At 73.8% G+C, this 26097-nt stretch carries 24 protein-coding genes; 16 read left to right on the top strand and 8 right to left on the bottom strand.

The window, feature by feature from the left end; genetic code table 11:
* Positions 1 to 28: 28 nt before the first annotated feature.
* The 4 genes from AC07FT_RS09715 (at position 29) to AC07FT_RS09700 (ending at position 3962) form a co-directional block, all read left to right on the top strand.
* On the top strand, positions 29 to 838 hold the full coding sequence (locus tag AC07FT_RS09715) for an ABC transporter ATP-binding protein (protein WP_479175429.1): 810 nt from the start codon (positions 29 to 31) through the stop codon (positions 836 to 838).
* A gap of 71 nt (positions 839 to 909) precedes the next feature.
* Entirely contained in the window at positions 910 to 1335 is a 426-nt protein-coding gene (locus tag AC07FT_RS09710; protein WP_479175427.1) for a GNAT family N-acetyltransferase, read from the top strand.
* A 201-nt stretch (positions 1336 to 1536) separates the two neighbouring features.
* Positions 1537 to 2961 (top strand): hemolysin family protein, encoded by a 1425-nt coding sequence (locus AC07FT_RS09705; protein WP_479175425.1) that lies wholly within the window; start codon positions 1537 to 1539, stop codon positions 2959 to 2961.
* Positions 2958 to 3962 carry a hemolysin family protein gene (locus AC07FT_RS09700; protein WP_479175424.1) on the top strand — a complete coding sequence of 335 codons (1005 nt, stop codon included), beginning with the start codon at positions 2958 to 2960 and terminating at the stop codon, positions 3960 to 3962. Before AC07FT_RS09705 ends, AC07FT_RS09700 begins: the two co-directional genes overlap by 4 nt.
* Positions 3963 to 4004: 42 nt before the next feature.
* Here the strand turns inward: AC07FT_RS09700 and AC07FT_RS09695 are convergent, their stop codons facing one another.
* Together AC07FT_RS09695 and AC07FT_RS09690 are read right to left on the bottom strand one after the other, a co-directional pair.
* Positions 4005 to 4229, bottom strand: coding sequence for a hypothetical protein (locus tag AC07FT_RS09695; RefSeq protein ID WP_471196850.1), 225 nt, complete (start codon positions 4227 to 4229; stop codon positions 4005 to 4007).
* Positions 4230 to 4317: 88 nt separating this feature from the next.
* A complete protein-coding gene (locus AC07FT_RS09690) occupies positions 4318 to 4536 on the bottom strand; it encodes a hypothetical protein (protein WP_479175422.1) in 219 nt (72 codons plus the stop codon).
* 112 nt (positions 4537 to 4648) lie between these two features.
* Between AC07FT_RS09690 and AC07FT_RS09685 the strand changes: the two genes are divergently transcribed.
* Genes AC07FT_RS09685 through mug form a run of 3 tightly spaced genes read left to right on the top strand, consistent with a single transcriptional unit; the run spans position 4649 to position 7496 of the window.
* Entirely contained in the window at positions 4649 to 5431 is a 783-nt protein-coding gene (locus AC07FT_RS09685; protein ID WP_479175420.1) for an SGNH/GDSL hydrolase family protein, read from the top strand.
* A 60-nt stretch (positions 5432 to 5491) separates the two neighbouring features.
* The gene (purB, locus tag AC07FT_RS09680) at positions 5492 to 6925 is read left to right on the top strand and encodes an adenylosuccinate lyase (RefSeq protein WP_479175418.1); all 1434 of its coding nucleotides are present in this window, start codon (positions 5492 to 5494) and stop codon (positions 6923 to 6925) included.
* Positions 6926 to 6953: 28 nt separating this feature from the next.
* Positions 6954 to 7496 (top strand): G/U mismatch-specific DNA glycosylase, encoded by a 543-nt coding sequence (mug, locus tag AC07FT_RS09675; RefSeq protein WP_479175679.1) that lies wholly within the window; start codon positions 6954 to 6956, stop codon positions 7494 to 7496.
* 16 nt (positions 7497 to 7512) lie between these two features.
* On the opposite strand, the gene AC07FT_RS09670 is transcribed toward mug, so the two are convergent.
* Positions 7513 to 7950 (bottom strand): hypothetical protein, encoded by a 438-nt coding sequence (locus tag AC07FT_RS09670; protein WP_479175416.1) that lies wholly within the window; start codon positions 7948 to 7950, stop codon positions 7513 to 7515.
* Between the two features lie 185 nt (positions 7951 to 8135).
* On the opposite strand from AC07FT_RS09670, the gene AC07FT_RS09665 reads away from it, so the two are divergent.
* Positions 8136 to 9338, top strand: coding sequence for an ROK family protein (locus tag AC07FT_RS09665; protein WP_479175415.1), 1203 nt, complete (start codon positions 8136 to 8138; stop codon positions 9336 to 9338).
* Positions 9339 to 9353: 15 nt separating this feature from the next.
* Here the strand turns inward: AC07FT_RS09665 and AC07FT_RS09660 are convergent, their stop codons facing one another.
* Positions 9354 to 10100 carry a GntR family transcriptional regulator gene (locus tag AC07FT_RS09660; protein WP_432034849.1) on the bottom strand — a complete coding sequence of 249 codons (747 nt, stop codon included), beginning with the start codon at positions 10098 to 10100 and terminating at the stop codon, positions 9354 to 9356.
* A gap of 203 nt (positions 10101 to 10303) precedes the next feature.
* Between AC07FT_RS09660 and AC07FT_RS09655 the strand changes: the two genes are divergently transcribed.
* Complete coding sequence (locus tag AC07FT_RS09655) at positions 10304 to 11050, top strand: SDR family oxidoreductase (RefSeq protein WP_479175413.1); 747 nt, start codon at positions 10304 to 10306, stop codon at positions 11048 to 11050.
* 26 nt (positions 11051 to 11076) lie between these two features.
* On the opposite strand, the gene AC07FT_RS09650 is transcribed toward AC07FT_RS09655, so the two are convergent.
* Positions 11077 to 11958 (bottom strand): RNA polymerase sigma-70 factor, encoded by an 882-nt coding sequence (locus AC07FT_RS09650; RefSeq protein ID WP_479175411.1) that lies wholly within the window; start codon positions 11956 to 11958, stop codon positions 11077 to 11079.
* Between the two features lie 147 nt (positions 11959 to 12105).
* On the opposite strand from AC07FT_RS09650, the gene AC07FT_RS09645 reads away from it, so the two are divergent.
* The 4 genes from AC07FT_RS09645 to AC07FT_RS09630 all read left to right on the top strand — a co-directional run bounded on the left by AC07FT_RS09645 (position 12106) and on the right by AC07FT_RS09630 (position 16758).
* Positions 12106 to 12936 (top strand): alpha/beta fold hydrolase, encoded by an 831-nt coding sequence (locus AC07FT_RS09645; protein ID WP_431774543.1) that lies wholly within the window; start codon positions 12106 to 12108, stop codon positions 12934 to 12936.
* A 190-nt stretch (positions 12937 to 13126) separates the two neighbouring features.
* On the top strand, positions 13127 to 14701 hold the full coding sequence (locus AC07FT_RS09640) for an alkaline phosphatase D family protein (RefSeq protein ID WP_479175408.1): 1575 nt from the start codon (positions 13127 to 13129) through the stop codon (positions 14699 to 14701).
* Positions 14702 to 14750: 49 nt separating this feature from the next.
* Complete coding sequence (locus AC07FT_RS09635) at positions 14751 to 15326, top strand: DUF1990 family protein (RefSeq protein WP_479175407.1); 576 nt, start codon at positions 14751 to 14753, stop codon at positions 15324 to 15326.
* A 103-nt stretch (positions 15327 to 15429) separates the two neighbouring features.
* Positions 15430 to 16758: an N-acetyltransferase family protein gene (locus tag AC07FT_RS09630; protein ID WP_479175405.1), complete on the top strand. Its 1329-nt coding sequence runs from the start codon at positions 15430 to 15432 to the stop codon at positions 16756 to 16758.
* On the opposite strand, the gene AC07FT_RS09625 is transcribed toward AC07FT_RS09630, so the two are convergent.
* Positions 16688 to 17914, bottom strand: a complete 1227-nt coding sequence (locus AC07FT_RS09625) for a trans-sulfuration enzyme family protein (RefSeq protein ID WP_479175403.1) — start codon at positions 17912 to 17914, stop codon at positions 16688 to 16690. The two genes, AC07FT_RS09630 and AC07FT_RS09625, sit on opposite strands and share 71 nt — an antisense overlap.
* A gap of 59 nt (positions 17915 to 17973) precedes the next feature.
* On the opposite strand from AC07FT_RS09625, the gene AC07FT_RS09620 reads away from it, so the two are divergent.
* From AC07FT_RS09620 to AC07FT_RS09610, 3 genes are all read left to right on the top strand, one after another.
* On the top strand, positions 17974 to 18468 hold the full coding sequence (locus tag AC07FT_RS09620; RefSeq protein WP_479175401.1) for an Lrp/AsnC family transcriptional regulator: 495 nt from the start codon (positions 17974 to 17976) through the stop codon (positions 18466 to 18468).
* Between the two features lie 92 nt (positions 18469 to 18560).
* Entirely contained in the window at positions 18561 to 20243 is a 1683-nt protein-coding gene (locus tag AC07FT_RS09615) for a DUF885 domain-containing protein (protein WP_479175400.1), read from the top strand.
* 103 nt (positions 20244 to 20346) lie between these two features.
* A complete protein-coding gene (locus AC07FT_RS09610) occupies positions 20347 to 21222 on the top strand; it encodes an ATP-grasp domain-containing protein (RefSeq protein ID WP_479175398.1) in 876 nt (291 codons plus the stop codon).
* A 51-nt stretch (positions 21223 to 21273) separates the two neighbouring features.
* On the opposite strand, the gene AC07FT_RS09605 is transcribed toward AC07FT_RS09610, so the two are convergent.
* Positions 21274 to 24669 (bottom strand): AAA family ATPase, encoded by a 3396-nt coding sequence (locus AC07FT_RS09605; RefSeq protein ID WP_479175396.1) that lies wholly within the window; start codon positions 24667 to 24669, stop codon positions 21274 to 21276.
* Positions 24666 to 25895 (bottom strand): exonuclease SbcCD subunit D, encoded by a 1230-nt coding sequence (locus tag AC07FT_RS09600; RefSeq protein ID WP_479175394.1) that lies wholly within the window; start codon positions 25893 to 25895, stop codon positions 24666 to 24668. Before AC07FT_RS09600 ends, AC07FT_RS09605 begins: the two co-directional genes overlap by 4 nt.
* Between the last annotated feature and the right edge of the window lie 202 nt (positions 25896 to 26097).

Raw genomic sequence — 26097 nt, 5'->3', positions numbered from 1 at the left:
TCTGAACCGTTCCGACACGGGAGGCAGGGTGTCCACACCGGCGGCGACGAAGACGGACGGATCGGCGGAGGGCGGAGCCCGCGCGGCGGCCCGCACACGCTCCCTCACCAAGGCGTACGGCACCGGCGAGACGGCCGTGATCGCCCTGGACGCGGTGGACGTGGAGATCGAACAGGGCAGATTCACCGCGGTGATGGGCCCGTCCGGCTCCGGCAAGTCCACCCTGATGCACTGTCTCGCGGGGCTCGACACCGTCTCCTCGGGACAGGTGTGGCTGGGCGAGACCGAGATCACGGGCCTGGACGACCGGCAGCTGACCCAGCTGCGGCGGGACCGGGTGGGTTTTGTGTTCCAGTCGTTCAACCTGCTGCCCACGCTGAACGCGGCCGAGAACATCACGCTGCCGATGGACATCGCGGGACAGAAGCCCGACCCCGCGTGGCTGGACCGGGTGATCGACACCCTGGGGCTGCGGGACCGGCTGAAGCACCGTCCCGCCCAGCTCTCCGGCGGCCAGCAGCAGCGGGTGGCCTGCGCCCGCGCACTGGCCTCCCGCCCCGACCTGATCTTCGCCGACGAACCGACCGGCAACCTGGATTCGCGGTCCGGCCTCGATGTGCTGGCATTCCTGCGGGAGGCGGTCGACGAACTCGGGCAGACGGTGGTGATGGTGACCCATGACCCCGGCGCCGCCGCCCACTCCGATCTGGTGATCTTCCTCAGCGACGGCCGGATCGTGGACCGGATGGAGCGGCCCACGGCCGAAGCGGTGCTGGAACGGATGCAGATCTTCAGCCAGACCTCCGCGGCCGGGGCGGAGCCGGACCCGCTGGGCTGACCCCCCCATCAGCCCCCGGACGGCGGGAATCCCGTCGACCCCGCGGGCCGTCCGGTGATGGGATGCGGGATATGGACGATCTTCGGATACGGGCCGCGACCCCCGACGACCTCGACCGCGTACTCACCTTCTGGCAGCAAGCGGCTGAGGGGCGGAGCATCAGCGACGACCGGGACGGGGTGGCCCGGCTCCTCCACCGGGACCCGGAGTCGCTGCTGCTGGCCGAACGGAACGGGATGCTCGCCGGAACCGTGATCGCGGGCTTCGACGGCTGGCGCTGCCATCTGTACCGGCTGGCCGTCCACCCCGCCCAGCGCCGGCGCGGTGTGGCGACAGCGCTGCTGACGGCGGCCGAGGAGCGGTTCGTGGTCCTGGGCGGACGCCGTGGGGACGCCATGGTGCTCAAGGAGAACACGCTTGCCCACAGCGCGTGGCAGGCGGCCGGCTACACCTCCCAGCCCCAGTGGAGCCGCTGGGTCAAACCGCTGGACTCGTAACCGGGCCGGGGCACCCGCACCCGGGCACTTTGCCGACCCTTTACCATGGACGCAGGCCACGGCGCCCCGGTGCGCCGTGGCCTTCCACCCACCAGCCGAAAGGTGTGAGCGTCCGCCCATGGGCGAGCCTCCCAGTAGTCCCCGGACCCGACATCGCGCGTTCCTTCCCTCCCTGCCGGATCATGGGACGGAGGTGAACCGATGACCGAAGTCCTCCTCCTGGTCGTGGCGCTCCTGCTGGCGCTCGCCTGCGGCGCCTTCGTCGCGGCGGAGTTCTCGTTGACCACGGTCGAGCGCGGTGAGCTCGAGCGCGCGGTGGAGCGCGGGGAGCGGGGTGCGGGGAGCGCCCTGAAGGCCGTGCGGAGCCTGGCCTACCAGCTCTCCGGCGCCCAGCTCGGCATCACCGTCACCAACCTGATCGTCGGCATGCTCGCCGAACCGTCGGTGGCCGCACTGCTGGCCGGGCCGCTCACCGCCATCGGGGTCCCGGAGTCGGCGGTCCCGTCGGTCGCCCTGGTGACCGGCACCGCCCTGTCGACCGTGGTGCTGATGGTCATCGGTGAGCTGGTCCCCAAGAACTGGGCGATCTCCCGGCCGCTGCCGGTCGCCAAGGCCGTGGCCACTCCACAGCGGATCTTCAGCGCGGCCTTCCGGCCGCTGATCACCCACCTCAACAACACCGCGAACCGCACCGTCCGCCGGATGGGTCTCGAGCCCGCCGAGGAGCTGGCCTCCGCACGCGGACCGCAGGAGCTGGTGGCGCTCGCCCGGCACTCCGCGAAGGAGGGGGCGCTGGAGGAGGACACCGCCGAGCTGTTCGTCCGCACCCTGAGCCTGGCCGGACTCACCGCACAGAGCGTGATGACCCCGCGGGTGCAGGTGATCGCGCTGGACGAACGGGCCTCCGCCGAGGACGTGGCGAACGCGACCCGCGCCACCGGGCTGTCCCGCTTCCCCGTCTACCGGGGCAGTCTGGACACCGTCGGCGGGGTGGTCCACATCAAGGACGTGCTGGCGATCCGCGCCGACGAGCGGATGCGGCACCCGGTCTCCCGGCTGATGCGCGAGCCGCTGTTCGTCCCGGAATCGCTCACCGTGGACCGGCTGCTGGACCGGCTGTCCGCGAAGCGCAGCATGGCCGTGGTCATCGACGAGTACGGCGGCACGGCCGGTGTGGTCACGCTGGAGGACATCGTCGAGGAGGTGGTCGGTGACGTCCGCGATGAGCACGATCCGCAGGAGACCCCCGATCTGGCCCCGGCGGGCGAGGACGCGGAAGGCCACGCGCTGTACGACGTGGACGGCTCGGTCCGCGTCGACCAGCTGGAACAGGTCGGGCTGCGGGTGCCGCCGGGACCGTACGAGACGCTGGCCGGGCTGATCGCGACCGAGCTGGGCCGGATCCCGGCCGCGGGCGACACCGTCGAGCTGGCGGGCTGGCGCTCGGAGGTGGTCAACGCGGCGGGTCACCGGGCCGCCCGGGTCCGGCTGCGGGCGCCGCTGCCCGATCAGGACGAAGACGCCCGGGCCGCCGGGACGGCCGAGGACGGCGACGGCTGCCGGGCACACGGCCGGGGCCGCAGGGGCGCCGGTCACACCAAGGGCGAGAAGGGGGCGGGCCGATGACCGCGATCCAGTTGATCATCGGTCTGCTGACCCTGGTCGTCAACGCGTTCTTCGTCGGCGCCGAGTTCGCCCTGATCTCGGTCCGGCGCAGTCAGATCGAGCCCCACGCCGAACAGGGCGACCGCCGGGCACGCGCGGTGCTGTGGGGCCTGGAGCACGTCTCCGCGCTGCTGGCGGCGGCACAGCTCGGCATCACGCTGTGCACGCTGGTGCTCGGTGCCGTCGCGGAACCGGCCATCGCCCATCTCCTGGAGCCGGTCTTCCACGCGGTGGGGCTGCCGCTGGGGCTGATCCACCCGGTGTCGTTCGTGATCGCGCTGAGCCTGGCGACCTATCTGCACATGCTGTTCGGCGAGATGGTGCCGAAGAACGTGGCCCTGGCCGCGCCGGTGCGCACCGCGCTGGTGCTGGGGCCGCCCCTGGTGGGGCTCGCCCGTGCGCTGCGTCCGGTGATCTTCACGATCAACGCCTTCGCCAACGGTCTGCTGAAGCTGTTGCGGGTGGAGCCCAAGGACGAGGTCGCGGCCACTTTCTCCGATACCGAACTGGCCCGTATGGTCGCGGACTCCAGTGAGGCCGGACTGCTGGACGACCGGGCCACCGAGCGGCTGCGGGAGGCCCTGGAGCTGGGCCGCCGCCGGGTGCGGGACGTGGTGCTGCCCATGGACCGGGTGGTCTCCGCCCGGCTCGGGGTGACCCCCGAGGAACTGGAGGAGCTGTCGGCCAGCTCGCGCTTCTCCCGGTTCCCGGTGGTCGACGACTCCGGGCGGATCGTGGGCTACCTCCATGTGAAGGACGCACTGGACGCCCGGCCGCGCGATGTGCCGTTCCGCCTCGACCAGCTGCGGCCGATCCCCCGGGTGCGGTCCCAGACGGCGCTGGACGACGTGCTCACCGCGATGCGTGACAGCGGTACCCACCTCGCGGCGGTGATCGGCGCCGAAGGTCGGCTGGAGGGGCTGGTGACCATGGAGGACGTGCTGCGCGAGCTGGTCGCCTAGCCGCGCCCGGTGCGGGCGGGGGCGGGGTCACGGTCCCGCCCCTCACTCGTCGGCGCGTCTGGACTCATGGGCGATGATGCACGCCTGCCAGTGCGCCAGTGCCTCGGCCCGGCCGCCGCCGCTCTCCTCGGCGACCGCCAGCAGCGCGTCGGCGGCCATCGCGGCCAGCCGCACCGCGACCCGGCTCACATCGCGTCTCTCCAGCGGCTCCAGCAGGGCCGCCGCGCCCTCCCCGTCGTCGGCGAGCGCGGCGGCGACGATGGCCATGGTCGTACGGTCGCATTCGAAGGCATCCACGCCGAGCACCCTGCCCCGCCGGGCCCCGGGCGGAACCCCACGCGGTCCAACCGGGGTATCACCCCTGGGGACGCGGCCCGGGGCGGCGGGCGGAGGGGTCGTAGCGGAAGACGACGTACTCGATCCGGCCGAGCACCTTGACCCTGGTCGTACGCCGGTACAGCTCGGGCGGCCGGAAGATGTTGTCGTCGAAGATGTCCGCGCCGGGCTCCAGATTCCAGCTGACGGTCGTCCCGTTCCGCGCGCCGCCCTCGAAGTAGATGTGGGTCATCGCCATGCGGCTCATCATGCTCGCGCCCGGCCACCCGCGCAGCACACCAGCACGGGAACACCCGGGCGAGGTGGGTACCGACCGGGCGGTCTGGAGATCCGGATAGGATCGTCGCGCCATGCAGACGAACCTCACGTACACCAGCTTCGCCGCGCTGGGCGACTCCTTCACCGAAGGCATGTCCGATGAGCTCCCGGGCGGCGCCTACCGCGGCTGGGCGGACCTCCTCGCCGGGCGGCTCGCCGCCCGCACCCCCGGCTTCCGCTACGCCAACCTCGCGGTGCGCGGCAAGCTGATCGGCCAGATCGTCGACGAGCAGACCGGTCCCGCGGCCGCCATGGGCGCCGACCTGGTGACGCTGGTCGGCGGGCTGAACGACGTCCTGCGGCCCAAGTGCGACGTGGACCGGGTGTGCGCGCTGCTGGAGGAGGCGGCCGAGCGGCTGGCACCGAGCTGCGAGCGGCTGGTGCTGATGCGCAGCCCGGGGCGGCGCGGACCGGTGCTGGCGCGGTTCCAGCCGCGCATGGAGCAGCTGTTCTCCTTCATCGACGACCTGGCCGCCCGGTATGACGCGACGGTGGTGGACCTCTACGGCTCCGCGGCACTGGGCGACCCCCGGCTGTGGGCCGACGACCGGCTGCACCTCAACGCCGAGGGGCACCGCCGGGTGGCCGAGGCCGTCTGGCAGGCGCTGGGGCACGAACCGGAGGCCGACTGGAACGCCCCGCTGCCGCCCCCGGTCCGCCCCGGCTGGGTCGCCCGGCGCACCTCCGACGCGCGGTTCGCCCGGGAGCACCTCGGGCCCTGGATCGTGCGGCGGCTGACGGGCCGTTCCTCGGGTGACGGACGCCTTCCCAAGCGGGCGGAGCTGCTGCCCTACCCGGCGCCGGACGGGGGCTGACCCCGCGGCCGACCGGGGGACCGGTCTGGCCTGCGCGGATCGCCAGTAGACTCTGTGCACGTGACTGCTAAGCCGCGCATCCCGAACGTCCTGGCCGGCCGCTACGCCTCCACGGAGCTGGCCGTCCTGTGGTCCCCCGAGTACAAGGTGACACTGGAGCGGCGGCTGTGGCTCGCCGTGCTCCGCGCCCAGAAGGACCTCGGGATCGAGGTGCCGGAGGCCGCCCTCGCCGACTACGAGCGGGTCCTGGAGGATGTGGACCTGGCCTCGATCGCCGAACGCGAGAAGGTCACCCGCCACGATGTGAAGGCCCGGATCGAGGAGTTCAACGCCCTCGCCGGCCATGAGCACGTGCACAAGGGCATGACCTCCCGCGACCTCACCGAGAACGTGGAGCAGCTCCAGATCCGGCTCTCCCTGGAGCTGGTGCGGGACCGCACGGTGGCCGTGCTGGCCCGGCTGGGGAAGCTGGCCGCCGAGCACGCCGAGCTGGTGATGGCGGGCCGTTCGCACAATGTCGCGGCGCAGGCCACCACGCTCGGCAAGCGGTTCGCGACCGGCGCGGACGAGCTGCTGGTGGCCTACGCGCGGCTGGAGGAGCTGCTCGGCCGCTATCCGCTGCGCGGCATCAAGGGCCCGGTGGGCACGGCACAGGACATGCTGGACCTCTTGGGCGGGGACGCCGGGAAGCTGGCCGAGCTGGAGCGGCGGATCGCCGGTCACCTGGGCTTCGCTCAGGCGTTCACCTCGGTCGGCCAGGTCTACCCGCGGTCGCTCGACTACGACGTGGTCACCACCCTGGTGCAGCTGGCCGCCGCGCCGTCCTCGCTGGCCAAGACGGTCCGGCTGATGGCCGGGCACGAGCTGGTGACCGAGGGCTTCAAGCCCGGCCAGGTCGGCTCGTCCGCGATGCCGCACAAGATGAACACCCGCTCCTGCGAGCGCGTCAACGGCCTCGCGGTGATCCTGCGCGGCTATGCCTCGATGGCCGGGGAGCTGGCGGGCGACCAGTGGAACGAGGGCGATGTGTCCTGCTCGGTGGTGCGCCGGGTCGCGCTGCCGGACGCGTTCTTCGCCTTCGACGGTCTGCTGGAGACCTTCCTGACCGTGCTCGACGAGTTCGGCGCCTTCCCCGCGGTGGTCGCCCGTGAGCTGGACCGCTACCTGCCCTTCCTCGCGACGACGAAGGTGCTGATGGGCGCCGTGCGGGCCGGGGTGGGCCGCGAGGTGGCGCATGAGGCGATCAAGGAGCACGCGGTCGCCGCGGCGCTGGCGATGCGCGAGCGCGGCGCCGAGCGCAACGAGCTGCTGGACTCCCTCGCCGCCGATGAGCGGATCCCGCTGGACCGGGCCGCGCTGGACGGGCTGATGGCGGACAAGCTGTCCTTCACCGGCGCCGCGGCCGACCAGGTCGGCGCGGTGGTCGCCCGGATCGAGGAGGTCGCCAAGCGGCATCCGGAGGCCGCGGCGTACACGCCCGGGTCCATTCTCTGACCCCGGCGGCGACCCGGTGTCCCCCTCGCTGACGCCCGAGGAGCTGGAGGCCGCCCGCGACCGTCTGGTGCCGGACGTGGTCGCGGACGGTCTGCGGGTGCTGTTCTGCGGGATCAACCCGGGGCTGATGACGGCCGCGACGGGCCACCACTTCGCCCGTCCCGGCAACCGCTTCTGGCCCGTTCTGCACGCCTCGGGGTTCACCCCGAGGCGGCTGGACCCGTCCGAGCAGGCGGAGCTGGTGGAGTACGGGCTGGGCATCACCAATGTGGTGGCCCGGGCCAGCGCCCGCGCGGACGAGCTGAGCGACGAGGAGTACCGCCGGGGCGGCCGGGTCCTGGAGGAGAAGGTGCTGCGGCTGCGGCCCCGCTGGCTGGCGGTGGCCGGAGTGACCGCCTACCGGGTCGCCTTCGGGGACAGACGGGCGGCGATAGGCCCCCAGACGCGGACCATCGGGGAGACCAGGATCTGGGCCCTGCCCAATCCGAGCGGGCTGAACGCGCACTGGACCCTGGCGACCATGGCCGAGGAGTTCGGCAGGCTGCGGGCCGCGGCGGAGGCGGAGGGCTGAGCGCCCGGCGGGGCGCTCAGCGCGGATCCGCACCCGGATCCGGATCCTCCGCCATGGCCACCACCAGCTGGAACGGCAGCTCCCGGCCCGCCTGTCCCACTCCCAGCGCGACCCACCGCCCGTCCACCCGCCAGACGCACAGCCGGGGGACATAACCGCACAGGACGTCCAGCGGGGGCGGCACCGGCTCGCCCATGGCCGAACGCTCCAGGTGCCCGGTGAGGTCCAGCACCTCGGGATCGCCCCACCGTAAGGACAGGACCCGGACGAGGGCGCGCAGCTCGGCCTCGAACTCCTCCTCCGCCTCCCGTATCCGGACCGCGTCCGCCTCCCAGAACTCCTCGCTCACCCGGAGGTCGGCGACACGGCACCCGGAACCGCGCTGCGCGGGCAGGGCGTCGGCGCGCAGCCGGTCGATCGTGGCCAGATGGCGGGCGGTGGTGCTGCTGGTCATGCTGTCAGTAAACAACGCGGGTCGGACATGTGGCCCTCCGTCAGGGAACGGACCTCCGCCCCGCGCCCCCGCGCCCGGACGCCGCGCACGCATTCCCCCTCCCGCCCCGGCGACCGGGCCACTCGCCGCGTACGTCCCCAGCGGATACGATCCGCCAGACACGGACAGCGAGGGAGGCCGACGACGTGGGGCGGCTCACCGGCGGGGACCCGTCCCTGCTGCGGCGCATCAACTCCGCGGTGGTGCTGCACGCGCTGCGCGCCGCGACGGCGGCCGGATCCCAGGACGTTGCCCGCGGCCCGGGGGCCGCGACCCTCACCGACCTCACCCGGGTCACCGGACTGTCCCGCCCCACCGTCGAGGGCGTGATCGACGGGCTGATCGGCATCGGTCTGGCGGCGGACGTGCCCGCCGAGGAGGGCGGGGTGCGCCGCCAGGGCCGTCCCGCGCGCCGCTTCCGCTTCCGGGCCGAGGCCGGACATCTGCTGGGCATCGAGATAGGCGCGCACCGGATCGCCGCGCTGCTCTCGGACCTCGACGGCCGGCTGCTGGGCTCGACGGTGCGCGAGGTGTCCGAGAGGGCGTCGGCGGACGAGCGGCTGGAGCGGGTGCGCGGTGCCGTCGCCGATCTGCTGCGACGGGCCGGGGTGGCGCGCCACTCGCTGCGCGCGGTCGGGGTGGGCAGCCCGGGGGTGGTCGAGGACGACGGCACGGTGCATCTGTGCACCGCGCTGCCCGGGTGGACCGGGCTGCGGCTCGGGGAGCGGCTGCGGCGGTCGTTCCGCTGTCCGGTGCTGGTGGAGAACGATGCCAACACGGCCGCGGTGGCCGAACACTGGAAGGGCGCGGCGCTCGGCTCGGACGATGTGGTGTTCGTGCTGGCCGGGCTGAGTCCGGGCGCGGGTTCACTGATCGGGGGGCGGCTGCACCGGGGGTTCGGCGGCGCGGCCGGGGAGATCGGGGCGCTGCATCTGCTGGGCCGGGAGGCGACTCCGGAGGAGGTGCTGTCCACCACCGGGGAGCCGCTGAACCCGCTGGACGAGGAGCAGGTCGCCCGGGTCTTCTCGCTGGCCCGGGAGGGGGACGCGCGGGCGCGCGCCGCGGTGGACCGGTTCGTCCGGCGGCTGGTGCACGACGTGGCGGCGCTGGTGCTGGCGCTGGATCCCGAGGTCGTGGTGGTGGGCGGCTGGGCCGCGGGGCTCGACGGGATGCTGGAGCCGTTGCGCGAGGAGCTGGCCCGCTACTGTCTGCGGCCGCCGCAGGTGGCGCTGTCGATGCTGGGTGAGGCGGCGGTGAGCACGGGCGCGCTGCGGCTGGCCCTGGACCATGTGGAGGCGGAGCTGTTCGCGGTGGAGGGCACGGTCACGGCCCGCCGCGCGGGCCGATGACCGTCGGCGGGCCGCTCAGCCCGCCAGCAGCTCCCCGGAGTCGTGCGGATCGCCGAAGGTGAGGCGGCAGGTGTCGGCCCGGTAGGTGGCCACGGCGACCGCGGCGGTGCGTCCGGCCGCGACATAGCGGGTGGTGACCACGAGTACGGGGGCGCCGGGCAGCCGGTCCAGCTCCTTGGCGTCGTCGGCGCGGGCCGAACCGAGCTCGACCGACTGGTCATTGCCTTCCAGCTCCAGGCGGCGCAGCTCGCGCAGCACGGCGCGGGCGCGGGCCAGCCCGCTGGTGGTGTCGATGGCGGCGAGACCGGGCACCGACTCGGCCGGGACGTAGAGCAGTTCGGCGGCGAGCGGCTGGCCCTGGCTGATCCGGGTGCGGCGGACGCGGTGCACGGGAGTGTCGGGGTCGGTCTCCAGCAGCCGGGCGACGGCGGCCGGGGGGACCGCCTCGACGCTGTCGACGGACTGCCAGGCGTCCGCGCCGCCGTCGGTCCAGCCGTGGGTGGAGTCGCCGACGGCCACGCCGACGCGGGGCGGGGCGACGGTGGTGCCGACGCCGCGGCGGCGCTGGAGCCTGCCCTCCAGTTCGAGCTGTTCCAGTGCCTGCCGCAGGGTGGCGCGGGCGACTCCGAAACGGGCCGCGAGCTCACGCTCGTTGGGCAGGATCTCCCCGACGGCGAACTCGGTGTCGAGCGCGTCGGTGAGCACGGTCTTCAGGTGCCAGTACTTGGGCTCCGGCACCGATTCCAGCTCCGTGGTCCCCATCCTGTCCCCCTGTTCCCGCACCGGTCATGCGTGCTTGGTTCTGCGTGCTTCTTTATTAAAGGTTGTTGCAGTATCAATGCGACGATAAGGCGGCCCACCTGGTTGGTCAAGACCAATCCATGGTCAGCTAGGGTCATTGATCACTAGTCTTTGCGGTCGGCACCGGGCCGGAGCGGAGGGCGGCTAGGGGCGGGAGCGGATCGATGGACCAGGTCACGGTGATCACCGGCGGCAGTCGAGGCATCGGCGCGGCGGTGGCCGTGCGGCTCGCCCGCGCCGGACACCACATCGCCGTCGGCTACGAGCGTGCGCGGGACGCGGCCGAGCGCAGCGCGGAGGCGGTGCGCGCCGAGGGGGTCCGCGCGGTCGTCGTCCAGCTGGACACCAGCGTCGAGGAACAGGTCGAGGCGCTGTTCGACACCGCGGCGGCCGAACTGGGCCCGATCACCGGACTGGTCAACAACGCAGGGATCACCGGGCGTCTGGGCCGGTTCACCGAGACCTCGCCCGAGGTGATGCGCCGGGTGGTGGACGTCAATGTGACCGGCGCGCTGCTGTGCGCACGACGGGCGGCACGCGAGATGTCCACGCGCCACGGCGGCCGGGGCGGCGCCATCGTCAACATCTCCTCGGGTGCGGCGACCACCGGCAGCCCCGGGGAGTACGTCCACTACGCGGCCAGCAAGGCGGCCGTGGACACCATGACCGTGGGACTGTCCAAGGAGCTCGCCGCGGAGGGCATCCGGGTCAACTCGGTCCAGCCCGGGATGACGGTGACCGACATCCATGCGCAGATGGGGGATCCGGAGCGGCCCTGGAAGGGTGCGGGCCGGGTGCCGCTGGGGCGGCCGGGCGAACCGGAGGAGATCGCGGGCGCGGTGGCGTGGCTGCTCTCGCCGGAGGCGTCGTACACCACCGGTGCGGTGCTGCGGGTCGCGGGCGGGTTGTGAGTCCGCGCCACCCCGGGTGAGCGTGCTCAGCGGGCGAACGCGGCCAGCTTGTCGGGGTTGCGCACGATGTAGACCGCCTGGGCGCGGCCGTCCGCCACGTCCAGGCTCATCACCGAGTCCGGCACCCCGCGCGAGAGGATCAGCAGCCCGGGCCCGCCGTTGATCTCCGTGATCCGCAACTCCGCCTCCTCGACGGGCCGCCGGGCCACCCCGAGCAGGAAGCGTCCGACCTTGTCGGCCGTCTCCAGCACCCGCAGCGGCGCCTTGGCCTTGCCGCCGCTGTCGCCGATCAGGCGGGCGTCGGGGGCGAGCAGTGCGAGGAGCTGCCCGAGGTCGCCGCCGGTGGAGGCGGCGAGGAACTTCTCGGTCAGTTCCCGGCGCTGCCGCTGGTCCACCTCGAAACGCGGTTTGCGCTCCGCCACATGGCGCCGGGCCCGGCCGGAGAGCTGCCGCACCGCCGCCTCGCTGCGGTCCAGCGTCTCGGCGATCTCGCCGTACGGGAAGCCGAACGCCTCGCGCAGCACGAACACCGCGCGCTCCAGGGGCGACAGCGACTCCAGGACGACCAGCACCGCGAGCGAGACGGTCTCGGAGAGCAGGGCGCGCTCGGCGGCGTCCGGGATGGTGTGGCCGAGGTCGGTGGCGATCGGTTCGGGAAGCCACGGGCCGACGTAGGACTCCCGGCGCGAGGTGATCTGGCGCAGCCGGTCGATGGCCAGCCGGGTGGTGACGCGCACCAGGAAGGCGCGCGGATCGCGGACCCGCTCGCGATCGGTGCCGGACCAGCGCAGCCAGCTCTCCTGGACGACGTCCTCGGCGTCGGCGACCCGGCCCAGCATCCGGTAGGCCACTCCGGTCAGCAGGGATCGGTGCGCCTCGAAGACGTCGCTCGCGGTATCGGTGGCCACGGCCCCATCCCACCCGACGCCCGGCACGTTGTCCAGGCGGTTCCGCTCCGGTGCCCCATCGGGTCTACCCGGCGGTAACTCTTGCTGACATGCTGTCTCATACGACTGCCCGGCAGATCATGACGAGCCGACCCGAGGAGCCCTCCCATGGCCGCGACCATCTCCTTCCCCGTCGACACCCCCGGCGGCCCCCGCACCGCGCGGATGGTCCACGAACGGCGCGGCGCGGGACGTCCGCTGGTGCTGCTGCACGGTATCGGCCACCACTGGCAGGCATGGGAGCCGGTGCTGGACATCCTCGCCGTGGAGCGCGAGGTCATCGCCGTCGACCTGCCGGGGTTCGGCGCCTCGCCCGCGCTGCCGGAGGGCGTCCCCTACAACCTGGACGGTGTGGTGCCGGTGCTCGGGGCGCTCTTCGAGGCGCTGGAGGTCGAGCGCCCGGACGTCGCCGGGAACTCACTGGGCGGACTGCTCGCCCTGGAGCTGGGCCGGGTCGGTCTCGTACGGTCCGTCACCGCACTCTCCCCGGCCCGGTTCTGGAACGAGGCCGAGCGCCGTTACGCCTTCGGGGTGCTGAACGCGATGCGGGTGGGCGCGCGGAGGCTGCCGCCCTCCCTGGTGGAGCGGCTGGCCCGCAGCGCGGCCGGGCGGGCGGCGCTCACCGGCACCATCTACGCCCGTCCCGGGCGGCGTTCGCCCCAGGCCGTGGTGGCCGAGACCCGGGCGATGCGGGAGGCGGTGGGGTTCGAGGCGACGCTCGCGGCCGGGGGCACCGGGCTGTTCACCGAGGACGTCCCCGATGTGCCGGTCACCATCGGCTGGGGATCGCGCGACCGGCTGCTGCTGCGCCGTCAGGGCGTGCGTGCCAAGCAGGTGATCCCCGGGGCGCGGCTGGTGCGGCTGCCCGGCTGCGGCCACGTCCCGATGAACGACGACCCCGCGCTGGTGGCCCGCGTGATCCTGGACGGCAGCCGCTGATCCGTGACCGCTCGCCGGGTGCCGCCGGCCGGGGGATCGTCGGCGCAGCCCACTTCCCCCGGCACCACGGCCGGTTGTTCACTGTCCGTTCGGGCGCGGGGCATCTCGCACCGATAGCAACGACAGGGGTACGGCAGCACAGCGGCCACGCACGGTACGGCGGTTCTTCGATTCTCACAGGAGGTTCCACATGGCGCGGGATTCCGGCAGGCGGATGGGGCGGCGGGCGGTACTGCAGGGTTCGGCGGCCGCCTCGGCCGCCCTCACCCTGCCCTCCGTGGCACCGGCCGCGCCCGCGCAGGCGCTGTCCGGGCGGCCGAACGCCCGGTGGGGCGTCCAGGTGGGCGATGTGACGACCTCCTCCGGGCTGGTGTGGGTGCGCTCCGACCGCCCGGCCCGGATGATCGTCGAGACCGCCGCGACCGAGTCCTTCTCCCGACCGCACCGCTGGCACGGCCCGGTGGTGGGCCCCGGCACCGACTTCACCGGCCGTACGGCACTGCACGGACTGCCCTCCGGCAGCCAGGTGCACTACCGGGTGCTGCTGGCCGACCCCGATGACCCGCGCCGCACCGGAGAGCCGGTGTACGGCACGTTCCGCACCGTCTCCGCCCGCCGCCGCGAGGGGGTGCGGTTCGTGTGGTCCGGCGATCTGGCGGGCCAGGGCTGGGGCATCAACCCCGATCACGGCGGCTTCCGCATCTTCGAGGAGATGCGCCGCAGGGACCCCGACTTCTTCCTGTGCAGCGGTGACAACATCTACGCCGACGGCCCGCTGGCCGAGAGCGTCACCCTGCCCGACGGCTCCACCTGGCGGAACGTGGTCACCCCGGAGAAGACCAAGGTGGCCGAGAGCCTGGACGAGTTCCGCGGCGCCTTCCGCTACAACCTGCTGGACACCGCCCTGCGCCGGTTCCACTCCCAGGTGCCGGTCATCAGCCAGTGGGACGACCACGAGGTCCTCAACAACTGGTACCCGGGCGAGATCCTCACCGACGCCCGCTACACCGAGAAGAACGTGGACGTGCTGGCGGCCCGCGCCCGGCGGGCGTTCGCCGAGTACTCCCCCGTCGGCACCCTGCGCCCGGACGCCCAGGGCCGGGTCTACCGGGTGCTGCGCCACGGTCCGCTGCTGGACGTCTTCGTCCTGGACTGCCGCACCTACCGGGACGCCAACTCGCCCGGGCGCCAGCCGGAGAACACCCAGGGCATCCTGGGCGCGGAACAACTGGCCTGGCTCAAACGGGAGCTGTCACGGTCGCGGGCGGTGTGGAAGGTGATCGCCTGCGATATGCCGCTGGGCCTGGTCGTTCCGGACGGCACCACCGCCATCGAGGGCGTGGCGCAGGGCGACCCCGGCGCGCCGCTGGGCCGGGAGCTCCAGCTGGCCGAACTGCTGCGGCACATCAAGCACCGGAAGATCACCGGCACGGTGTGGCTGACGGCCGATGTGCACTACACCTCCGCCCAGCACTACGACCCCGCGCGGGCGGCGTTCAAGGACTTCGCCCCGTACTGGGAGTTCGTCTCCGGGCCGCTCAACGCGGGTGCCTACCCCGCACTGAAGCTGGACGGCACCTTCGGGCCCGAGCAGCCCTTCGTCAAGGCTCCGCCCCGCGCCAACGTCGGACCCGCCGAGGGCTTCCAGTTCTACGGCGAGGTGGACATCGACGGGGACAGCGGCGAGATGACCGTCCGGCTGTGCGAGGACGGCGGAGCGGTGCTCTACACCAAGGTGCTCCGGCCGGGTCTGGTCGGTCAGTAACCGTCCTGGGGTACGCCGCGCGGGTGCCCGCGCGGCGTACGGTACGGACATGACGACCCCCGGCGGTCCCGGCGCCCCCGTCACCCGGCTCACCTATCCGGAGGTGGAGGCCACCCGGTGGTGGCCGCTGCCGGACGGCTATCACCACCTGCGGGTGCGCACCGTCCTCGGCCACGGGCCCGCGGTGTTCGAGCGGGCCGGGCGGGCGGTGCTGGACTGGCGGATGCACCGGGCGGTCGGGGTCTCCGTCCGCTCCTGTGAGCCGGTCGCCACCGCGGGGCGGCCGGTCGTGGTGGGTCTGGGCATCGGGCGGCTGCGGCTGCGGGCGCCGTGCGAGGTGGTGTGGACGGTCGCCGACGGGACCCGCACCGGCTTCGCCTACGGCACGCTGCCGGGCCATCCGGAGCGCGGCGAGGAATCGTTCGTGGTGGGTCGGGAATCGGACGATTCCGTGATCCTGACGGTGACGGCGTTCAGTCGCCCGGCAAAGTGGTACACGCGTCTGGTGGGGCCACTGGTACCGGTCTTCCAGCGTGCCTACGCACGGCGCTGCGGCCTGGTGCTGCGGCGGCTGGCCACCCAGCACGACGACCCTTCCAGGAATCGGAGATTCCATCTTCAATGATTTCATGCCGGACAAAGCGAACTTCTCACAGCAAAGCCTTACTTAACCCTCCGGACACATCGTGTTCGTGATCAGGCAACACCCCTGCGCGAAGGTGTTTTCCATGACCTCACGAGCGAACTCCCCGCACGACTCCCGCCTCCGCCGCCACTGGCGGCGCACCCGGGCCGAACTGGCCGCCCCGTTCGGCGCGGTGGCGGCCGCCTTCCCCGTGCGGTGGTCACGACGCAACGGTCACCGGCCACCGGACGGCTCACCCTCGCCCGCGGGCGGCGCGCCCACCGCCGCCCCCGCGGGCGCCCCGGCGACCGAGCACCCCGAGACCACCGCGCTGTGGCGGATGCGCACCACCGTCCGGGACGAGCCCGGCACCCTGGCCGCCCTGTGCGCGGCGCTGGCCGGGTACCGGGTGGACATCCTGGCGCTCCAGACCCATCCGCTCGCGGACGGTACGGTGGACGAGTTCCTGCTGCGCGCCCCGGAATCCGTGACCGCGGCCGAGCTGACCCGCGCGGTCGGGGCCGGGGGCGGCAGCGACACCTGGCTGGAACGGGCCGACACCCACGATCTGGTGGACGCCCCCACCCGGGTACTGAACCTGGCCACCCGCACCGCGCTGGACGGCGCCGAACTCCCGCTGGCGCTGCGGCAGCTGCTGGGCCGCTGCACCATCCACTCACTGCCCGCGAAGTCCCTCACCGGCCGCCGGCTGGACGGCACCCCGCCGGTCGAGGGCGTACTGGAGGAGACCGTGATGCGACTGCGTGACCCGTCCGGTGGCGCGATCACCATCGAACGGCCGCATCTGCCGTTCACCCCCACCGAGTTCGCCCGGGCCCGGGCTCTGGTGGAGCTGGACGCCCGGCTCGGTCCGCGCATACCGCACCGCAGCGATGTGCTGACCCTGCCCGAGGGCAACGAGATCACCGTGCGCCGCGCGGGCACCGGCGATCTGCCCGCCGCCCGCGCGATGCACGGCCGCTGCTCCCCCGCGACGCTCGGTCTGCGCTACCACGGCCCGATCGGCGACGCCGACCGCTACCTCGGCCATCTGCTCAGCCCCCGCTTCGGCCGGACACTGGCCGCCTACACCGCCTCCGGGCGGCTGGTGGCCCTCGGCCATCTGCTGTGGGACGGCGACGAGACCGAGGTCGCGCTGATCGTCGAGGACGACTGGCAGCGGCGCGGTGTCGGCGGCCGGCTGCTGCGGCGGCTGGTGGCGATGGCCGCCGAGACCGGCTGCGAGAGCGTCTACGCCGTGACCCAGTCGGCCAACACCGGCATGGTCGCGGCCATGCGCGCCCTCGAACTGCCGCTGGACTACCAGATCGAGCAGGGCACCCTCGTGATCACCGCCCGGCTCAGCCCGGCACCGGCGCCGGCCGCTGCTCCGGCGCCGCTTCCGGCGCCCGCCCGGCCGCACGGGCACTGAGCGCCCGGTCCAGGTCGCCCCACAGGTCCTCGACGTCCTCCAGACCGACCGACATCCGCAGCAGCCGGTCGCTGATGCCGTGGGAGTGCCGGTCGCCCTCGGCCACGATGCGGTGGCTGATGGAGGCGGGGTGCTGGATCAGGGTGTCGACGCTGCCGAGGCTGACCGCGGGGGTGATCAGCCGGACCCCTGCGATCACCCCGTGCGGATCGCCGTGGGTCTCGAAGGCCACCATGGCGCCGCCCAGCCGCGGATAGTGGACCCGCGCCACCCGCGGGTCGGCTTCCAGCCGCCGGACCAGCTCCGCCGCGGTCGCCGAGGCGGCCCGCATCCGCACCGGCAGCGTGGACAGCCCGCGCAGCAGCAGATAGCCCGCGAGCGGGTGGAGCACCCCGCCGGTCGCGAACCGCACCTGGCGCAGCGACCGGGCGAAGCCCTCGTCGCAGGCGACGACGCCGCCCAGGACGTCGCCGTGTCCGCCGAGGTACTTCGTGGCGCTGTGCAGGACCACGTTCGCACCCTGTTCGGCCGGGCGCTGGAGGACCGGGGTGGCGAAGGTGTTGTCGGCGAGCAGCGGCACCGTGCCGCAGGAGTGGGCGATGGCCCGCAGATCGAGCTCGCGCAGGGTCGGGTTGGCCGGGGACTCGACCACCACCAGACCGGTGTCCGGGCGGATGGCGTCGGCCACCCCGGCCGGGTCCACCCAGGTCACCTCGGTGCCCAGGAGTCCGGCGTCCAGCAGATGGTCACTGCATCCGTACAGCGGACGGACCGCGACCACATGCCGCAGTCCCTGGGCCACCCGCACCAGCAGACAGGCGCTGAGCGCGGCCATCCCGCTGGCGAAGGCGACGGCGCTCTCGGTGCCCTCCAGCCGGGCGAGGGCGGTCTCGAAACGGCCGACGGTCGGGTTGTCGAGGCGGGCGTAGACGGGCGGGCCGTCCGGCCGGGCCCCGGTGGTGGCGAAGTCGTCGATCCGGGCGGCCTCCTGGCGGCTGTCGTACGAGGGGTAGGTCGTCGACAGGTCCAGTGGCACGGCGTGCAGTCCCATGGCCGCGAGGTCCTCGCGACCGGCGTGGACGGCCTCGGTGGCGAGTGCGTGGCTCCCGCCGTACCGCGTGCTCTCCGTGGTCTCCGTGCTCTCCGTGAAGTCCATGGGTGAAGGGTGAACAAGCACCGATTCAATACGACTGATGTTCGTGCTACGTTCGGCCGATGGCCGAAACAGTCGCTCTCGATCCGGTGGATCTCCAGATTCTGCGGCTCTTGCAGAACGACGCCCGGACCACCTATCGGGACCTCGCAGCCCAGGTGGGTGTGGCGCCCTCGACCTGCCTGGACCGGGTCACCCGGCTGCGCCGCTCGGGAGTCATTCTCGGCCATGAGCTCCGGCTCGACCCCGCCAAGATGGGGCGCGGTCTGGAGGCGCTGCTCTCGGTGCAGCTGCGGCCGCACCGCCGTGAGCTGGTCGGACCGTTCGTCGAACGGATCCGGGCGCTGCCGGAGTCCCGGTCGCTGTTCCACCTCGCCGGGCCCGACGACTACCTGGTGCACGTCGCGGTCGCCGATACCGCCGATCTCCAGCGGCTGGTGCTGGACGAATTCACCTCACGCCGTGAGGTGGCCCGGGTGGAGACCCGGCTGATCTTCCAGCAGTGGGCGTGCGGGCCCATGCTGCCCCCCGTCCACGGTGGCGCACCAATCGGCTAGGCACGCGCTTCCGGCCGCCGTGACCGGCGGGTTCAGGTACGTCACCGGAATTGCTGCTGACGCAGTGGCCCCGCGCGTACGAGGATGGCCGCATGTCCGACATCAAGAACGCTCCGCTGCCCCGTGACGTCGCCGACGCCTACGTCGACGCCCTCATCGAACTCGACCCGATCACCGGCACCTACATGGGCGTTCCCGAGAGCTCCCGCCGCCTCCCGGACTTCTCCCCGGCCGGTGCCGGCGCCCTCGCCGAGCTGGCCCGCACCACCCTGGACCGGCTGACCGAGGCCGAGGCACGGCCCGGCGCGGACAGTGACGCCGAGCGGCGCTGCGCCCGGCTGCTGCGGGAGCGGCTGACCGCGGAGCTCGCGGTCCACGACGCCCATGAGGAACTGCGGGCCGTCAGCAATCTGCACTCCCCGCTCCACTCGGTGCGCGGCATCTTCACCGTGATGCCCACCGGGTCCGACGAGGACTGGGCGGCCATCGCGGCCCGGCTGCGCGCCGTACCGGCCGCGCTCGAGGGCTACCGCGCCTCGCTCGCCGAAGGGCTGCGCCGGGAGCTGCCCGCCGGGCCCCGGCAGGTGACCACCGTGCTGGAGCAGCTCGCGGAGTGGATCGGCACCGACGGCGGCTGGTTCGCCGAGTTCGCCGCGGGCGGTCCGAAGGAACTGCGCGCGGAGCTGGACGAGGCCGCGGCGGTGGCCACCGGGGCGCTGGTCACCTTCCGCGACTGGCTGCGCGACACCTACGCGCCCGCCGTCGAGGGCGCCCCGGACGTCGTCGGGCGCGAGCGCTACCGGCGCTGGGTCCGGATGTGGAACGGCACCGATCTCGACCTGGACGAGGCGTACGCCTACGGCTGGTCGGAGTTCCACCGCATCCACGCCGAGATGCGCACCGAGGCCGAGAAGATCCTCCCCGGTGCCACCCCCTGGGAGGCGCTGCGCCACCTCGATCAGCACGGCACCCACATCGAGGGCGTGGAGGAGACCCGGGTCTGGCTCCAGGAGCTGATGGACGAGGCCATCGAGCAGCTGGACGGCACCCACTTCGACCTGGCCGAGCGGGTCAAGCGGGTCGAGTCGATGATCGCCCCGCCCGGTGGCGCCGCCGCGCCGTACTACACCCAGCCCTCGGTGGACTTCTCCCGGCCCGGCCGGACCTGGCTGCCGACCATGGGCGAGACCCGCTTCCCGGTCTACGACCTGGTCTCCACCTGGTACCACGAGGGCGTCCCCGGCCACCACCTCCAGCTCGCCCAGTGGGCCCACGTGGCCGACCGGCTCTCCCGCTACCAGGCCACTGTCGGCATGGTCAGCGCCAACGCCGAGGGCTGGGCACTGTACGCGGAGCGGCTGATGGACGAGCTGGGCTACCTCTCCGACGCGGAGCGGCGGCTGGGCTATCTGGACGCCCAGATGATGCGGGCGCTGCGGGTGATCGTCGACATCGGGATGCACCTGGAGATGGAGATCCCCGGTGACTCCCCGTTCCACCCCGGTGAGCGCTGGACCCCGGAGCTGGCCCGGGAGTTCTTCGGCCTGCACTGCGGCCGTCCCGCCGAGTTCCTCGACAGCGAGCTGGTCCGCTACCTCGGGATGCCGGGCCAGGCCATCGGCTACAAGCTGGGCGAACGCGCCTGGCTGACCGGCCGTGAGGCCGCCCGCAAGGCCCACGGCGACGCCTTCGACGCCAAGAAGTGGCATATGGCCGCGCTCTCGCAGGGGTCACTGGGGCTGGACGATCTGGTCGAGGAGCTGTCGGCGCTGTGAGCCCCGAGGGTTCCACGGGCGCGGCGGCCGCGTAAGCGCACGGGGGCGGCCCGGCCGGGAAACCGGCTTGTGGCCGGGCCGCCCCGCTTCCTAGGGTCCGCCCATGGGCGCCGTCTTCCTCTTCTCCCGCGATCCGCTCGTACCGCGCCGGGTCGACCCCGAGTTCGCCGACGAGGCGCGGGCCGTGCGCACGGCCGGAGGCGCCGTCGCCCTGATCGACCACGAGGCCCTGGTCTCCGGCGACACGGCGGGCGCGGTGGCCCGGGTGCCACGGGAGAGCGGGCCCGCCTGGTACCGCGGCTGGATGCTGCCGGGCGACCGCTACGCCGAGCTGGCCACCGCGCTCGCCGGGTGCGGCCGCACCCTGCTCACCACGCCCGAGCGCTACCGCACCGCCCATGAACTCCCCGGCTGGTACGAGGTGTTCGCCCCCCTCACTCCGACCAGCGCCTGGCTGCCCACCGCCCCGGGCAGGAGTCCCGGGGAAGCGGCGCTCGCCGGGCTGGCGGCCCGGCTCGGCGGTACCGGTCCGGCCGTGGTGAAGGACTGGGTCAAGTCCCGCAAACATGAGTGGGACGAGGCGTGTTACGTCCCCGACCTCGCCGACACCAAGCACCTCACGGCGGTCGCTGCCCGTTTCGTCGAGCTCCAGGACGACTTCCTCACCGGGGGTGTGGTGCTGCGCCGCTTCGAGCGGTTCCGGCCGGTGGGCGAGGCGCGGGTCTGGTGGCTCGACGGTGAACCGGCGCATATCGGCCCCCATCCCGACTCCCCCGCCCTCCGCCCCGTACCGGATCTGACCGGTATCGGGTCGGCGGTACGGGAGCTGGGCTGCCGCTTCATCACCACGGACCTGGCGCTCCGGGAGGACGGGCGGTGGCGCGTGGTGGAGGTCGGCGACGGACAGGTCAGCGGTCTGCCCCGGGACACCGATCCACGCCCCCTGTTCACGTCCCTGGCGGCGGCCGCCGCCCGCTGACCGACGCCCCGGCGGCCGACAGGGCCGGTGGGCCCGGTGCCGACCGGGGGCTCAGGTCCCCGTCGTCAGGCGGTGGCGGACCGTCGAGCCCTGACGGGCCTTGACGACCTCCAGCTGGGCCGGGATCCGCCGGCGCAGATCCGCGACATGGCTGACGATCCCGACCGTGCGGTCCCGCTCGCGCAGCGAGTCCAGGACGTCCAGGACCTCGTCGAGGGTCTGCTCGTCCAGGCTGCCGAAGCCCTCGTCGATGAAGAGGGTGTCCAGGCGGACCCCGCCCGTCTCGTCCGTGACCACGTCGGACAGGCCCAGGGCCAGGGCGAGCGAGGCGAAGAAGGTCTCCCCGCCGGAGAGGGTGGCGGTGTCGCGCTCACGGCCGGTCCATGCGTCGATGACGTGCAGTCCGAGGCCGGAGCGGCCGCGGCCGCCGGCGCGGGCGTCGGAGTGCACCAGGGTGTAGCGGCCCGAGGACATCCGGGCCAGACGGACGCTCGCCGCGGCGGCGACCTGTTCCAGCCGGGCGGCCAGCACATACGCCTCGAGCCGCATCCTGCGCTCGTTGTCGGCCGCGGTGCCCGCCGTGAGCGTGGCGAGGCGGGCCACCCGGTCGTACTCCTCCCGCAGCGGGGCGACGCGGTGGGCGTCGGCGACCGCCTGCCACGACAGCGCGTCCAGGTCCGTGCAGCGGGCGCGGGCCGCGGCGTCCGCGGCCGAGGCGTCGCGCAGCGCCCTCGTGGCCACGTCGGCGGCGGCGCGCGCGCCCTCGGGGTCGGCCGGCGGTGTCTGCGCGGCGGCGCGCACCCGCTCATCGGCCAGTTCCGACGCGACGGCCGCGGACTCCGTCTGCCACTGCTCGACGCGCAGCCGCGCCTCACGCTGCCGCTCGGGGGGCAGCAGTGCGCCCGCGGCGGCCTGGGGGGTGTCGAAGCCCGCGCGGTAGGCGGCGTCGGCGAGCCGGGCGTCGGCGTCCTTCAGCCGCCGCGCGGCGGACTCGGCCGCGCGGGCTGCCTCGGCGGTGCGTGCCAGCAGGGCGGCCTGCCGTTCCAGCCGCTCCGCGCGCTCCGCCACGGTGGCGGCGCCACCCCGGGCCCGCTCCAGTTCGGTGCGCAGCGCGGAGCGTTCGCGCAGCAGCGCCTCGCGGTGCGAGGTGCGCGCGGAGGCCCGCCGTTCGGCCTCCTGACGCTGGGCGAGCCGCCGCTCGTACTCGCGCCCGGCCCGGTCCAGCGCCTCGCGGGCGGGATGACCGTCCGCCGCCGCCTCACGGGCCCCGGCGTACGCGGACCGCAGTTCGGCCAGCGCGCGGGCGAGTTCGGCGGTCTCGCCGCCCCCGGCGGTGGTCTCGGCTGCCGCGAGGGTTTCGCGCAGCCCGTGCAGAACGCGCTCGGCCTCCTCCCTGCGTGCCTCGGCGCTCTGGTACTCGGCCAGCGCGGTTTCCTCGGCTGCCGGGTCCACATGCCCGTCGCCGGGGCGCGCCGGGGCCGGGTGGTCGGCCGATCCGCATACCGCGCACGGCTCCCCCGCCCGCAGCCCGGCGGCGAGTTCGGCGGCGATCCCGCGCAGTCGGCCCTCCTTGAGGTCCAGCCAGTTCTGCCGGGCGCCGGTGGCCTCCTCCCGGCACCGCAGCCGGTGCTCGCGCGCCTCCGAAGCCTCCATGGTGAGCCGGTCGCGCAACCGGGCGGCGTCGAGCCGCCGTTCGGCGGGTTCGATCCGGCCGCCGAGCTGTTCGGCGCGGGTGGCGGCGTCCTGGGCGTCGTCGATACGCCGCTGGTGCTCCGCGCGGACCGTCTCCCAGCCGGTGAGCCAGTCGGCGGCCTCGGCGAGCGCCTCGTCGTCGGCGCGCGCTTCCCGGTCGAGCCCGGCGATCTCGTCGGCCACGGCCTCGGCCCGTTGCTCGGCGCGCCGGGCGGCGGCCAGGGAGCCGAGTTCCTCGCGCAGCCCGCGCTCGACCCGGCCCAGGGAGACCGCGTCCGCCTCGGAGAGACGGGTGCGGAGGTACCCGTCCGGCGCGGGGCCCGGCAGCCACGGCCGGGTGTCGTCGTCCTGGTGGTGCACGGCGGACGGCCGCCGCGGCGTCCCCTCGGCAGGCGCTGCGGCCTCATCGGTCCGTCCCTTGTCCTCGGACCGCGGGGCCGCGCCCGGCTCAGCGGAGCCCCCGCCCCTCGTTCCGTCCCCGGTCCCCGCCCCGGGCACCTCTCCCCGCGCGGCGCCGGAGGTGCGGTGGGCCGGGTCCGGGGCGGCCACCGCGTCGGCCGGGACCTCCCGCTCGTCCACCGGGCGCTGGCCCGGGATCCCGGGTGTGGCGGGCCGGTGGGGCGCGGCCGTCAGGGTGTCGAGCCGGGGATCGGCGGCCAGTCGGGCACGGGCGGCGCGTTCGGCGTCGGCCGCGGCCCGGTGTTCGTGGTCCGCGGCGGCGCGCAGTTCGAGGGCCGGGGCGACCGTGTCCGCCGCGCGGGCGCGCTCCAGCCGCTCACGCACGCCGTCGTGTTCGGCCCGCTGCCGTTCGAGGTCGTCCGCACGCCGCCGGGCCTCGGCGTGGCGCTGCTGCAACCGGTCCCGTTCGCGCTCGGTGTCGGCCGCGCGCCGGGCCGCGTCATGCGCGGCCTCGGCGGCGTGCACCGCAGCGGACGCGATGTCGCGCCGCTCACGCGCCCCGGCACGGGCGACGGCGGCCCACTCCAGGACGGCGTCGGCCAGCCCCGGTGCGCCGGGGGCCAGTTCGGGGAGCGGCCACGCCGCGAGGTCGGGGGCCGGTCCCGCCGCCTGGGCCATCCGGTGGGCGAGCGTCAGAAGCCTCTCGTCACCGCCGGTGACCCGCTTCTCGGCGGCCCGCCGCAATTCGGCGAGCCGGGCCTCGACGGCGGCGAAGCGGCCGGTGTCGAACAGCCTGCCCAGCAACGTTCCGCGCGCCATCTCATCCGCGCGCAGAAAGCGCGCGAAATCGCCCTGCGGCAACAGCACCACCTGGCAGAACTGTTCGCGGCTCATCCCGAGCAGCTGCCCGATCTCCTCGCCGATCTCCTGGTGCGAGCGGCTGAGCGCCTTCCACTCCCCCGGCCGGCCCGGCGCCGTACCCGTCGCGGGGACCCGTTCGCGCAGCAGGCTCTGCGCCTTCTCGCGCGTCGTCCCGGTGCCCCGCTTCTTGGGGCGGGGCTGTTCGGGACTGCGGGTGATCTCCAGATGCCGTTCACCGACGGTGAGTTCGAGGACGACCTCGGTCGGGGTGAACGGATCGGCGTGATCGCTGCGCAGGGACGGCGCACTGCCCTGCCGGGCCCCGGGCACCTGCCCGTACAGGGCGTAGCAGACCGCGTCGAGGACCGAGGTCTTGCCCGCGCCGGTGGGCCCGTGGAGCAGGAAGAGCCCGGCGGCGGAGAGTTCGGCGAAGTCGATCTCCTGGGTGGAGCCGAACGGACCGAAGGCGGTGAGGGACAGCCGGTGCAGCCTCATCGCGTCCCCTCCGTGCCGCCGGTGCCGGCTCCGGCGTCCCGTCCGGCGCCGTTCTCCTCGGTCCGCACGGCTTCGAGCGCGTCGCCGAGCACCGTGCGCTCCGCCGCGTCCGGGCCGCGTCCCCCGCGCACATGGGCCACGAAGTCCTCGGCGATCTGCTGGTCGTCGCGGCCGCGCAGCCGCCGGGCATAGGAGGCGAGCGGGTCCTCGGGGGGCCGCTCGGGGTCGAACACGAGCGTGAGGACGTGCGGGAAGCGCCGTGTCAGCCGGGCCATCGGCTCCTGCGGACGGACCGGGTCGGTCAGGGTCGCCTCGACCCAGGCGTCCTCGTGCCGGGCGAGACCGGGGTCGGCGAGCAGGTCCTCGATACGGCCGCGGATCCGGGCGAGCGGCCGGGGCACGGGACAGTCCACCCGCTCGGCGGACAGCGCTGCGCTGCCCGGCCCCACCGCTTCTCCCATGTCCGCCGGGCCCAGTTCCACCAGCCACATGGACTTGCGGTGGGTGGCCTCGGAGAAGGAGTAGGCGAGCGGTGAGCCGGAGTAGCGGATCCGTCGGGTGATGGTCTGGCAGCCGTGCAGATGGCCGAGCGCCACGTAGTCCACGCCGTCGAAGACCTCGGCGGGGACGGAGGCCACACCGCCGACGCTGATGTCGCGCTCGCTGTCGCTGACCGCGCCACCGGTGACGAAGGCGTGGGCGAGGACGACGGCGCGGGTGCCGGGCGGCCGGGTGGCGAGATCGGCGCGCACCCGCCGCATGGCGGCGTCCAGCACCGCCGTATGCCCGGCGGCCGGAGCGTCCAACGTCTCGCGCACCAGGCGGGGTTCCAGATACGGCAGACCGTAGAAGGCCACCGCTCCATGGGCGTCGTCGAGGACGACGGGGGTGGCGCACTCGGCGGGGTCGGTGCGCAGGTGGACCCCGGCGCGTTCGATCAGTCCGGCGCCGACGCCGAGCCGGCGGGCGGAGTCATGGTTGCCGGAGATCATGACGGTGGGAACGCCGAGCTCCGCCAGCCGGTGCAGGGCGTCGTCGAACAGCTCGACGGCGGCGAGCGGCGGCACCGCACGGTCATAGACGTCCCCCGCGACGACCACGGCGTCGGCCTCCCGCTCCCGCGCGGTGGTGACCAGGTGGTCGATGAACTCACGCTGGGCGGTGAGCAGGTTCACCCGGTGAAAGGACCGTCCGAGGTGCCAGTCGGAGGTGTGCAGAATTCTCACCGTTCATCCCCGACCCGCACGTTTGTCCTTCCCCCGCCCCATGGGCCTCGGTCACCATCGCGCCCGCACCGCATGGACGGTACGGGCTCCGACCACGGTATCGGCGATCGGAGCCCCGCCATAACAGGGCCCTCTCTCCCCGCCCGTGTCATCCGCGCCGCCCGTCCCACCCGCATGACCCCCGAACGGTCCGGAAAGGGGC

The sequence above is a fragment of the Streptomyces sp. NPDC045899 genome (genome assembly GCF_056431485.1).
This window is presented reverse-complemented; position numbering and strand designations above follow the sequence as displayed.